Here is an 11,429-nt window from a genome sequence, read left to right on the forward strand (position 1 = left end):
CAACTGCATCATGTCGACAGATGGGCTTGCCCACGCAAGCTGTGCCACCCAACGACCTAGCAAGCGCCGGCAATCGTCATTCTAAATATTTCCGGCGCCAGACTCACCAAGCATGGTGCCCCTTGCCTCGCGAACCAAGCCGGATCGTTTGCCGGTAAGCCGAAAGCGTTCGCGACGAAGCCTGACCGGCGCAGAGCAGTTCCGGCTGGCAAGTGCCGCTGATCACCCCGGCGTCTGAGGTATCCTTGCTTTTGGAACCGATGGAGGTCGGCCGGATTTGAGTGGGGAAGGCCAGTGGAAGCGCCGATCGTTTTGATAGTCGCTTTGCGAGTCGCCAGAAAACAAAAACCCCGTAAGTCCGAGAACTTACGGGGTTTCGCCGCCATCACTGGCGGAGACGGAGGGATTCGAACCCTCGATCCAGGTTTTGGCCCAGATGCTCCCTTAGCAGGGGAGTGCCTTCGACCTCTCGGCCACGTCTCCCAAACTTTTCGTTGCACCGGGAGGCAGCGCAACGAGACCAAGATAATAACGGGAACGGTTACGTAGGTCAAATCATGCGGCGCAATTTTTTTACCGCATCGCCCACCACCCGCCGCGACGGGCCAACGGTAGCGCCGCTCTTAAGCTTGATCGAGCTCGAACGCCTTGTGCAACGCGCGCACGGCCAATTCCATGTACTTCTCGTCGATCAGCACCGAGATCTTGATTTCGGAGGTCGAGATCATCTGGATGTTGATGCCCTCTTCCGACAGCGTCCGGAACATCTTGCTCGCAATACCCACGTGCGAGCGCATGCCGACACCGACGACCGACACCTTCGACACGCGCGGATCGCCGACGATTTCCTCGGCATTCACGTGGCCTTTCACGTGATTGACCAGAATGTCCATCGCGCGCTGATAGTCGCCGCGACCGACCGTGAACGTGAAATCGGTCTTGCCGTGCACGCTCTGATTCTGAATGATCATGTCGACGTCGATGTTCGCATCGGCCACCGGGCCGAGGATCTGGTAGGCGATGCCGGGCTTGTCGGGCACGCCGCGCACGTGAATACGCGCTTCGTCGCGTTGAAACGCGATGCCGGAGATGACTGCTTTTTCCATGGTCTCGTCTTCTTCAAAAGTGATCAGCGTGCCCGATTTCATTTCATCCTCGAGCGGAATCATCGGGTCGGTCAGGCTCGACAGCACACGCGTCTTCACGCGATATTTGCCCGCGAATTCCACTGATCGAATCTGCAGCACCTTCGAACCGAGGCTCGCCATTTCAAGCATTTCCTCGAAGGTGACGCGATCGAGCCGGCGCGCTTCCTCGACCACGCGCGGGTCGGTCGTGTACACGCCGTCCACATCGGTGAAGATCAGGCATTCGTCCGCTTCGAGCGCCGCCGCGACTGCCACCGCCGACGTGTCCGAACCGCCGCGGCCGAGGGTCGTGATATGGCCTTCGGGATCCACGCCCTGAAAACCCGTAATGACGACCACTTTGCCGGCATCGAGATCGCGCATGACGCGCTCGTTGTCGATTTCGCTGATACGCGCTTTCGTGTACGCGCTGTCGGTCTTGATCGGCACTTGCCAGCCGGCATAGCTCACGGCCTCCACGCCGATATCCTGCAGCGCGATCGACAAGAGGCCCACGCTGACTTGCTCGCCCGTGGACGCAATGACGTCGAGCTCGCGCGGGCTCGGCTGGCTCGAAATCTCTTTCGCGAGACCGAGCAAGCGATTGGTTTCGCCCGACATCGCCGAAGGCACGACGACCATCTTGTGCCCGGCCTTGTGCCATTTCGCGATGCGCTTGGCGACGTTCTTGATGCGCTCGACCGAGCCCATCGAAGTACCGCCGTATTTGTGTACGATGAGTGCCATTGTCGTTCTGAACTGGAAGAGAAACCGCGCCGATGCGTCCGGAGCAGCGCCGCAAGACTGCCGTTCGGTCTCGCGGCCTCGTGAGCGCTACGACGACGAAAGATGGCTGCGAAAGCGTGGGTGCAGCATGTGCGGATTTGCCCGGATGCGAAGCGCCTGCTGCGATTGCCTATCGCCGGCGCGGGTAGCGCGTGAATAGGCCACGGATGCGCAAAAAGCGCGCAAACGGCTGCGAAAGCGGATCGGGCGAGCCTTCGAGCGTACTTGATCGGGGGCGAAAAGACAAGCCTAAGGAACCACTGGTGTCAATCGGGCGCGACGCGAGGAAACGCAAGTCGCACCGCCGTCGGCGCCCAATATCGCGAAACCTTCGGCCGCTAGGCGATCAGCAAGTCCAGGCGCCATTCGAGCCGCCTGCGCTCGCCGTGTCGGCGCGACGCCGGCAAATCGCTGAGCGCCGCGCTGTTCAGGCCGACGAGCGGTACGAAAAGCAGCGTGTCGCCGATGTAGATGAGCGGCACGTCGCGCTCCCAGGCCGGCACGCCGATCTCCTGAAACAGGTTCTTCAAAGTCCGCGCCGGACCGGCTGCCGCACGCTGCATGCGCTCGCCGCCGGTGCGCGCCCGCGCGGAAAGCGGCGCGCTGGCGAGCAGCGCCGCGGGGACGGTGTCGGGGCCGATATCGTCGTCTGTCGTGGGTACGAAAACCAGCGACCCGCGCCATTGAGGCAGATGCCACACCTGCTGGCCGCGCCATGCCAGGTGCTCGGTCCGCTTCGCATCGCGCGCGCCGAGCAATTCATCGCCGTATGGATCGTCGCCCGCCGGCCGCTGCCCGGTGCTGGGCTGCAAGGCGCGTCCCCGCGGCGCCGCGCGTCGTCCGGTCGAAGAAGGCAGCTCCAACGCCCCCTTCTCCCAGTAGATCTTGTCTCGATAGAGTCGCAAGCGAGCGCCGCCGTGCATGACGCTTAAGGCATGCCCGTCGCGCGCCTCGCGCAATTGCCGCAACATGTCGCCCAAACGCGCCGCCGACGGCGTCGGCAACGCCACGGTGCGGATCCAGACACGCAAGAGATTCGTCGCACGCGCATCGTCGAGCGCCGTCAGCGACTTGCGCGACAGCGCGGCGCCCTCGTCCCGCCCGATCGCGCGCATGTCGATCCGCGCCAGATCGTCGAGCAGGCGCTGCGCCGTGGCCGCATGCCGAGCAGTCCTCGACAACGCGTCGCGAAATCCGGGGAAACGCGTCGCCAGCGTCGGCAACACCTCGTGTCGCAGCGCATTGCGCGCGTAGCGCGTATCGGCGTTCGATTCGTCTTCGATCCAGCGCAACCCGCGCAAGTGCGCGTAACGCTCGAGCTGAGCGCGCAGCAAATGAAGGAACGGCCGCACGCGCGGCGCCGCGGACGGTTCGTCGATACGCTGCGGCGCCATCGCGGCAAGCCCGGCCACGCCCGCGCCGCGCAGCAATTGCAGCAGCACGGTCTCGGCTTGGTCGTCGGCATGGTGCGCGAGCCACAGCGCCGCGGCGCCTTGCCGGGCGCACATGGCGTCGAGCGCCCGGTAGCGCGCGTCGCGCGCGGCGGCTTCGATGCTTTCGCCGTTCTCCCGCCTAATGCGCACCTGCTCCGCGTCGAACCGCACACCGAGCGCGCGCGCCGTCGCTTCGCAATGCGCGAGCCAGCGATCGGCGTTAGGGCTCAACCCATGATGGACGTGCAGCGCGACGCAACGCTCGGCGCCCGCCACGCGAACGGCCGCATCGAGCAGCACGGTCGAGTCGAGCCCGCCGCTATAGGCGACGGCGACGACCGCGTCGGGCGGGAGGCCGGAAAACACGCCGCCGAGCGCATCGAGAACGATGCGCTCGGCGGCGGAATCGACGGAAGTTTTCACGTCAGTGCGTGGGGATCGGGGCGGGACAAACGGGACGGCGGCTAGGCCTCGGCCGCGTTTGCCCCTCCAGGCTGCTTACGCGCCCGGAAGCGATTCCTTGAACTTGCCGTAGGCCATGAGCCTCTCGAACCGGCGCTGCCGAAGGTCCGGCACGCTCATGCCTTGGAATTGGCGCAACGTGTCGGCCAGCGCCCGACGCAGCAAGGCAGCCATGCCCTTCACGTCGCGGTGCGCGCCGCCGAGCGGCTCGTTCACGATCTTGTCGATCAGGCCGAGCGCCTTGAGCCGATGCGCCGTCAAGCCGAGCGCTTCGGCAGCCTCAGGGGCCTTCGCCGCGCTCTTCCACAAAATGGACGCGCAACCTTCCGGGGAAATCACCGAGTAAGTCGAGAATTGAAGCATCAAGACGCTGTCGGCCACGGCGATGGCCAGCGCCCCGCCCGAGCCGCCCTCGCCGATGACCGTGGCGATGATCGGCGTCTTGAGTTCGGCCATGACGTACAGATTGCGTCCGATCGCCTCGGACTGGCCACGCTCCTCCGCGCCCACGCCCGGATAGGCGCCCGGCGTGTCGATGAACGTGAAAATCGGCAGGCCGAACTTCTCCGCGAGCCGCATCAAGCGCTCGGCCTTGCGATAGCCTTCGGGACGCGGCATGCCGAAGTTGCGCGCCGCGCGCTCCTTGGTATCGCGGCCCTTTTGCTGGCCGATCACCATGCACGGATGGCCGTTGAATCGGGCCAGACCGCCGACGATCGACAAATCGTCCGCGTACGCACGGTCGCCGTGCAGTTCATGAAAATCGGTAAACAGCTCGTTGACGTAATCGAGCGTGTACGGGCGCTGCGGATGTCGTGCGATTTGCGAAACCTGCCAGGGCGACAAGTTCGCGTACAGATCCTTCGTGAGCTGCTGGCTCTTTTTCGACAACCGCTCGATCTCTTCCGAAATATCGACCGCCGAATCGTCCTGCACGAAGCGCAATTCTTCGATCTTCGCTTCAAGCTCCGCGATGGGCTGTTCGAAATCCAGAAAGGTCGTTTTCATATGTTCGTTCCTAGAATCTTGCGGCAGCGCGTATTCTAACCGCCCGTGCCTGCGCCAGAATCGAGCGAAACTATCGATATAACGCCATCAATAGTTTTACTCAACCACCCCGTCGAGACTGCGCCACATATACCACGTCGCCACCGTTCGCCATGGCTCCCAGTTGGCCGCCACTTCTCGCGCCTCGCTGCGCGTGACCGGCTCGCCGCTGAAGTAGTTGACGCTGATGGCTCGAATGAGCCCCAGGTCGTCCAGCGGCAAAACGTCCGGGCGCGACAAATTGAAAATCAGGAACATCTCCGCCGTCCAGCGACCGATGCCGCGAATCTGGGTGAGCTCGGCGATGACCGCCTCGTCGTCCATCGACATCCATTTATCGACGTGCAGCGCACCCGACACGAAGTGCTGCGCGAGATCGAGCAGATAGTCGGATTTGCGCTTGGACAGCCCGCAGGCGACGAGCTTCTCCTGCCCCAGTTTGCGGAACTGCTGCGGAGCGAGCTTGGGGCAAGCCGCTTCGATGCGCTCCCATACGGCCTGCGCGGCCTGCACGGAAATCTGCTGCCCGACTACCGAGCGCGCCAACGTGACGAACGGATCCGACCCGTTGACGAGATGCACGGGGCCGAACTTCGGGATAAGCCGCTTCAAGATGCGGTCGCGCTTGACGAGATCCGCGCAAGCGCGATCCCAATAAGCGGGGCGCGTCACCGCCGGCTCCAAGCCGCCGATCTGCACGGGCACCGCCGCTTCCGCGCGCTTGCCCGCGCGCGACTTGCGCACGATTTCGCCGTCGTCGCCCTCTCGGACCAGCGCTTGAATGTCGTCGGTCGATTCGGGCGCCGCGGCGCCGTTCATCTTGGTCGCACGCGCCGCTTTAGCCTTCGATTCGCCCGCTCCGCCCGATGCGCGCGCACCGGCGGATTGGGGCGAAGCCGGCCGCTTCGCGTTGACGGCGCGCTTAGCGGCCGCCTTGTCGTCCTTTTCAGCGGATGCCGCCGCTGCGGTCGCGCGCACGTCGCCCTTGCGACTAGCGCGCGCCGGCGCCTTTCTGGCCGTTGCCATCTTGCCTCCTGCCTGGCGAGTCGATCAGCGCGACGTGCGTTGCACGGTCGTCATACGCGGCGCCATTCGGTTAGCCCGCCCGGTTTGTCTTCAAGCGCAACACCGGCATCGAGCAACTGAGCCCGAATCCGGTCTGCCTCGGCGTAGTCTTTCGCTTGCTTGGCGGCGGCTCGCTGCGCGATCTTCGCTTCGATCGCGGCCGCATCGAGCCCTTGCGCGTCCAACGCGCCCGCCGCTTGTTGCAAGAACGAACGCGGCTCGCGGCCCAATATGCCCAAAGTGCCCGCCAGCGCGCGCAATTGACGCGCCAGCGCGGCATCGCCCGTGCGATTGACCTCGGTCGCGAGTTCGAACAGCACGGAGACGGCGACGGGCGTATTGAAGTCGTCGTTCATCGCCTCCCGGAAACGCCGCGCGTGCGCTTCGTTCCAATCGAGCGCGGCCGCGTCCGGCGCTACGTCCTTGAGCGCCGTGTACAGACGCGTCAGCGCGGCGCGCGCGTCATCCAAATGGACGTCGCTGTAATTGAGCGGCGAGCGATAGTGCGCGCGCGCAAGGAAAAACCGCACGACTTCCGGATCGTACTTCGCGAGCACTTCGCGAATGGTAAAGAAGTTGCCGAGCGACTTCGACATCTTCTCGTTGTCGATCTGCACGAACCCGTTGTGCATCCAATAATTGACGAACGTCTGGCCCGTCGCGCCCTCGCTTTGCGCAATCTCGTTCTCGTGGTGCGGAAACTGCAGATCCTGACCGCCGCCATGGAGATCGAAATGCTCGCCCAGCAACGCGCAACCCATCGCCGAACATTCGATGTGCCAGCCCGGGCGGCCCGGACCGTAATTCGAATCCCACGTGCAATCGGCGGGCTCGCCCGCCTTCGCATGCTTCCATAGAACGAAATCGAGCGGATCTTGCTTGGCGTCGTTCGCCGCGACCCGCTCGCCCGCGCGCAGGTCCTCGAGCGATTTGCCGGAGAGCGCGCCGTAGCGTGCGAACTTGCGCACGGCGTAATTCACGTCCCCGTCCGTCGCCTGATACGCATAGCCGTTCGCGACGAGCGTATCGATCATGCCGAGCATCTGGGGAATATAGTCGGTCGCGCGCGGCTCGATGTCGGGACGCTGGACGCCGAGCGCATCGGCGTCCTCGTACATCGCGGCGATGTAGCGATCAGTGACGGCCTTGATGGTTTCGCCGTTCTCGACGGCCCGCCGGATGATCTTGTCGTCGACGTCGGTAATGTTGCGCACGTAGGTCACGCGATAGCCGATCTCGCGCAGCCAGCGCTGCACGACGTCGAATACGACGAACAGACGCGCGTGGCCGATATGGCAGTAGTCGTAGACGGTTATCCCGCAGACGTACATCCGCACCTCGCCTGCTCGGCGCGGCACGAAATCTTGCTTGTCACGCGCGAGCGTGTTGTAGATGCGCAGTGATTCCATAGAGAAGATGCGTGAGCCTGGAGCGATCCGCACTGGGCGACGCGCGTTTCGCGGCATTTCGCGATGAAGCGCAAGCGGCTTGCGCGGTGCGAATGCCTTTGCGCCACGAATGCTTCGATGCGAGCGGCGCGAAAGGCGACCACGACTGGCGGAGGGCCGTTCGCCGTTCGAGGAAACCGGCAAACGTTTTGTTAGAATGGGCCGGAGTATAACACCCCGACTTGAGCCTATGAAACCTTCCAGCGGCCGCATGCACCGTACCGCGGCCCTCGCCGCAGCCTCCGTTTTCGGCCTTGCGCTCGCGGCGTTCGCGAGCGTGAGCGCGCATGCGCAAACGTCCCCGGCCGTGGCGGACGACACGCCGCAAATCGACGCATCGATCGCCGCACAGAACTGGAGCGGCGCGCTCGCCGAACTCGACACGCGCATCGCCTCGCACCCGCGCGATGCGCAGGCGAAGTTCAAGCGCGGCACCGTCCTCGCGCGCCTGAATCGCGACGACGAGGCCATCCGTCAGTTCACGGAATTGACGCAGACTTACCCCGAGCTGCCCGAGCCCTACAACAACCTTGCCGCGCTCTATGCCAAGCATGGCCGCTACGAGGATGCCCGCACCGCGCTCGAAACGGCCGTGAAGGCCAACCCGAGCTACGGCCTCGCATACGAGAACCTGGGCGACCTGTACCTGCGCCTCGCCCAGCAATCGTACCGGCGCGCGCAAGGGCTCGGCCAGGCGAGCGCGACGAGCACGCAGCGCGTGGCGGCGATCGACAAGATCGTCTCGCCGGCCGCGGCGGCGCCCGCGGCCAAGACGGCCGTCCGACCGAGCGTGCCGACGCCCCCGGCGCTCAATTCGCCGAGCGTCGAATTCGGCGGCTCGAACGGTCTCTTCCCCGCCCAGCCTTACATCGCGCCGTCGCGCTGAGCACGGCTCCATTCGATTTCTCCCACGCTGAGGACACCCATGAAAAGCTTTTGGTTGGCGCTCGGCAGCGCCGCTCTGATCGCGAACGCTCCCGCTTTCGCGCAAACGACGCCCGCTGGCGCGCACCCGCAAGTGCTGCTCAAAACAACCGACGGCGACATCAAGCTCGAGCTCTATCCGAGCCAAGCCCCCAAGACCGTCGCGAACTTCCTCGAATACGTGAAATCCGGCCAGTACAGCGGCACGATCTTCCATCGCGTGATCAAAGGCTTCATGATTCAAGGCGGCGGCTACACCGCGAGCTACGCGGAAAAGCCGACGCGCGCGCCGATTCCGCTCGAAAGCCGTACCGGGCTGAAGAACGCCATGGGCACGATCGCCATGGCGCGCACGAGCGACCCGAACTCGGCCACCGCCCAGTTCTTCATCAACACCGTCGACAACGCCGGCCTAGACTACCCGAACCCCGACGGCAACGGCTATGCCGTCTTCGGCAAAGTCGTTGCCGGCATGGACGTCGTCAAGAAGATCGAGGCGACGCCCACCACCACGCGCGGGCCGATGGCCGACGTGCCGCAGCAGCCGGTCGTCATTCAGTCGGCTACCGTCGTTTCGCAATAACGCTCTCCCCGCCGGCTGCCGCGCGCACGCCGGCTTGGCACTTTAGAAAGGAATTCATCATGATCGAACTGCATACGAACCACGGCGTCATCAAGCTCGAACTCGACGCCGACAAGGCTCCGAAGTCGGTCGAAAACTTCGTCAACTACGTGAAGAAAGGTCACTACGACAACACCGTCTTTCACCGCGTCATCGACGGCTTCATGATTCAAGGCGGCGGCTTCGAGCCCGGCATGAAGCAAAAGCCGACCGATGCGCCGATCGACAACGAGGCGAACAACGGCCTGAAGAACGTCAAAGGTTCGGTCGCCATGGCGCGGACGAACGATCCGCACTCGGCAACGGCTCAGTTCTTCATCAACGTCAACGACAACGACTTCCTCAATCACACGTCGCCCACGCCGCAAGGCTGGGGCTACGCGGTGTTCGGCCGCGTCGTCGACGGGATGGACGTGGTCGAGAAGATCAAGAAGGTGCGTACGGGTTCGAAGGGTTTCCATCAGGACGTGCCCCTCGACGATGTCGTCATCGAGAAAGCAGTCGTCGTCGATTGAATACGAGCGTCATCCGAGATGCCGGCATCTCGGCGCGGCAAGACACGGGGCCTCGCAACGTCGAGGCCAGCGTGCCGCACGAGCACGGCCGCACGCGCCCCCATGCGCCGCGGCCGCTCTTGCTCATCTCCGATTTGCATCTGAGCACAGCGATCCCACGCACGGTCGATGCTTTCGAGCATTTCATCCGCGTCACGGCCGACAGCGCCGATTCGGTCTTCGTGCTCGGCGATCTATTCGAATATTGGATCGGCGACGACATGCTGAACGCCGATCCCTTCGCGGCGCGCATCGCGGCCCTATTGCATACGCTGTCCGAGCGCGGTATCGCGTTGTACGTGATGCACGGCAACCGCGACTTTTTACTCGGCAAGCGGTTCATGCGGGCCGCGGGCGCCATCTGGCTGCCCGATCCGTTCGTCATGACGGCGTTCGGCGCGCGTATCGTCCTCGCGCACGGCGACGCGCTGTGCTCGGCCGATCGCAAATATCAAGCCTTCCGGCGCATCGCGCGCTGGCGTGCGCTGCAGCTGATGTTTCTTGCCTGGCCGTTCAAATGGCGCAATGCGCTCGCGCAGCGCATGCGCGCGTCGAGCGAGGAAGGCCGCACCCGGCCGCCCTCGCCGCTTTACGACGTCACGCATGAAAGCGTCGAGGCGTTGTTCCGTGCAAGCCGTACGACGACGATGATCCACGGGCATACGCACAAGCCCGCTCGCCATCAGGAGCGAGGCGGCACGCGCTGGGTGCTGCCCGATTGGGACTTGGACCACGGCATGCGCCGCGGCGGTTATTTGCGCATCGACGCCGAAGGCATCCACGCGCTGACGCTGGATTGACGCGCCGCGCCTTCACGGGCGGCCGTGGGGGTTAGCCGTCGCTCTCGCGAACTTCGAGATCCACCGCAAGATCGGCCACGGCCGCGCCTTGAATCGCGGCCGATAGACGCCGCAAGTCCACGGCCGCCCCGTCCACGCCCTGCAACGCATCGAGCTTCGCACCGAGGCTTTCGAGGGCGGCGACGATTTCGTCCACGCGCTGGCTTTCCTTGGCCGCGTGGTCGATCAGGCCGTGCAGCGCGAGCGACACCGGGTCTTCGGCGTTGGGCGTGATGCCGTAAGCGCAAAATCCGGCCCGCTCGGGCGTGCGCTTGACGTCCGCCGCCATGATCACGCGCGCCGGGTTACCTACGGCCGTGCCGCCCGCCGGCACCGGTTTCACCACGACAGCGTTCGAGCCGATCTTCGCATCGGCGCCGATCGTAAAACCGCCGAGCACCTTCGCCCCGGCGCCGACGATGACGCCGCGCTCGAGTGTGGGGTGGCGCTTGGCCCCTCGCGTGAGCAGCGTGCCGCCGAGCGTCACGCCTTGGTAGATCGTGCAGTCGTCGCCGACTTCAGCGGTTTCTCCGATCACGACGCCCATCCCATGATCGATGAAGACGCGCCGCCCGATGGTCGCGCCGGGATGGATCTCTATGCCGGTCAGAAACCGGGCGACCTGCGAGATGAAGCGCCCGAGCCAGCGACGGCGCGCACGCCAGCACGCATGCGCGAGGCGGTGCAAGACGATTGCGTGAAACCCCGGGTAGCACGTGAGCACTTCCCATGCACTGCGAGCGGCGGGATCCCGCTGGCGGATCGTGGCAATGTCTTCGCGAAGTCTCTGGAACATGGTGGGGCTCGCTGAAATAACGCCGCGAGGTAGACGCGCCGATGGGCGCCTATATGACCTGCGGCGATTTTCTTATGACGGAGGCTTCGATTGTATGTGGAACATGCCGATCGTGCTGAAGCCGTCCAATCGCCCCTGCGCGAATGAGGGGAATTGCGCTCCACCGCGCGAGGCGGTTCGCTCGCGCTCGCCGTCTAGGTCGAGGACGAGTCGTCCCTGCCGTGCGCCTTGAGCAGAATGTGCTTGGCGATCCCGCGCACGATGTTGACCTCTTCGCGTTCGAGCCCCGCGCGCGCAAACAGCCGCCGCAGCCGCGACATGAGCTT

Annotated in this window: 10 protein-coding genes, 1 tRNA gene and 1 pseudogene; 4 read left to right on the forward strand and 8 right to left on the reverse strand. The window is 64.5% G+C overall.

Annotated features, from left to right (window positions below):
* Positions 1-389: 389 nt before the first annotated feature.
* From ACTHNR_RS00975 to cysS, 6 genes are all read right to left on the reverse strand, one after another.
* Positions 390-483: transfer RNA gene (locus ACTHNR_RS00975), tRNA-Ser, on the reverse strand.
* A 140-nt stretch (positions 484-623) separates the two neighbouring features.
* A complete protein-coding gene (locus tag ACTHNR_RS00980) occupies positions 624-1,874 on the reverse strand; it encodes an aspartate kinase (RefSeq protein ID WP_440545532.1) in 1,251 nt (416 codons plus the stop codon).
* A 377-nt stretch (positions 1,875-2,251) separates the two neighbouring features.
* Entirely contained in the window at positions 2,252-3,769 is a 1,518-nt protein-coding gene (gene tilS, locus ACTHNR_RS00985; RefSeq protein WP_440545533.1) for a tRNA lysidine(34) synthetase TilS, read from the reverse strand.
* A gap of 75 nt (positions 3,770-3,844) precedes the next feature.
* Positions 3,845-4,816: an acetyl-CoA carboxylase carboxyltransferase subunit alpha gene (locus ACTHNR_RS00990; protein ID WP_440545535.1), complete on the reverse strand. Its 972-nt coding sequence runs from the start codon at positions 4,814-4,816 to the stop codon at positions 3,845-3,847.
* A 96-nt stretch (positions 4,817-4,912) separates the two neighbouring features.
* On the reverse strand, positions 4,913-5,881 hold the full coding sequence (locus tag ACTHNR_RS00995) for a DNA-3-methyladenine glycosylase family protein (protein ID WP_440545536.1): 969 nt from the start codon (positions 5,879-5,881) through the stop codon (positions 4,913-4,915).
* Between the two features lie 50 nt (positions 5,882-5,931).
* Positions 5,932-7,329: a cysteine--tRNA ligase gene (gene cysS / locus ACTHNR_RS01000; protein ID WP_440545537.1), complete on the reverse strand. Its 1,398-nt coding sequence runs from the start codon at positions 7,327-7,329 to the stop codon at positions 5,932-5,934.
* A gap of 196 nt (positions 7,330-7,525) precedes the next feature.
* On the opposite strand from cysS, the gene ACTHNR_RS01005 reads away from it, so the two are divergent.
* The 4 genes from ACTHNR_RS01005 to ACTHNR_RS01020 are packed head-to-tail and all read left to right on the forward strand — an operon-like array spanning position 7,526 to position 10,268.
* A complete protein-coding gene (locus ACTHNR_RS01005) occupies positions 7,526-8,254 on the forward strand; it encodes a tetratricopeptide repeat protein (RefSeq protein WP_440545538.1) in 729 nt (242 codons plus the stop codon).
* A gap of 39 nt (positions 8,255-8,293) precedes the next feature.
* Positions 8,294-8,875, forward strand: a complete 582-nt coding sequence (locus ACTHNR_RS01010; RefSeq protein ID WP_440545539.1) for a peptidylprolyl isomerase — start codon at positions 8,294-8,296, stop codon at positions 8,873-8,875.
* A gap of 59 nt (positions 8,876-8,934) precedes the next feature.
* Positions 8,935-9,429 (forward strand): peptidylprolyl isomerase, encoded by a 495-nt coding sequence (locus ACTHNR_RS01015; protein ID WP_440545540.1) that lies wholly within the window; start codon positions 8,935-8,937, stop codon positions 9,427-9,429.
* A complete protein-coding gene (locus ACTHNR_RS01020) occupies positions 9,426-10,268 on the forward strand; it encodes a UDP-2,3-diacylglucosamine diphosphatase (protein ID WP_440545541.1) in 843 nt (280 codons plus the stop codon). Before ACTHNR_RS01015 ends, ACTHNR_RS01020 begins: the two co-directional genes overlap by 4 nt.
* Positions 10,269-10,299: 31 nt before the next feature.
* On the opposite strand, the gene cysE is transcribed toward ACTHNR_RS01020, so the two are convergent.
* Positions 10,300-11,103 (reverse strand): serine O-acetyltransferase, encoded by an 804-nt coding sequence (cysE, locus tag ACTHNR_RS01025; protein ID WP_440545543.1) that lies wholly within the window; start codon positions 11,101-11,103, stop codon positions 10,300-10,302.
* 194 nt (positions 11,104-11,297) lie between these two features.
* Positions 11,298-11,429: pseudogene (locus ACTHNR_RS01030) on the reverse strand (RNA methyltransferase); the annotation flags it as partial.

Source organism: Trinickia sp., assembly GCF_051954495.1.
GTDB lineage: Bacteria > Pseudomonadota > Gammaproteobacteria > Burkholderiales > Burkholderiaceae > Trinickia.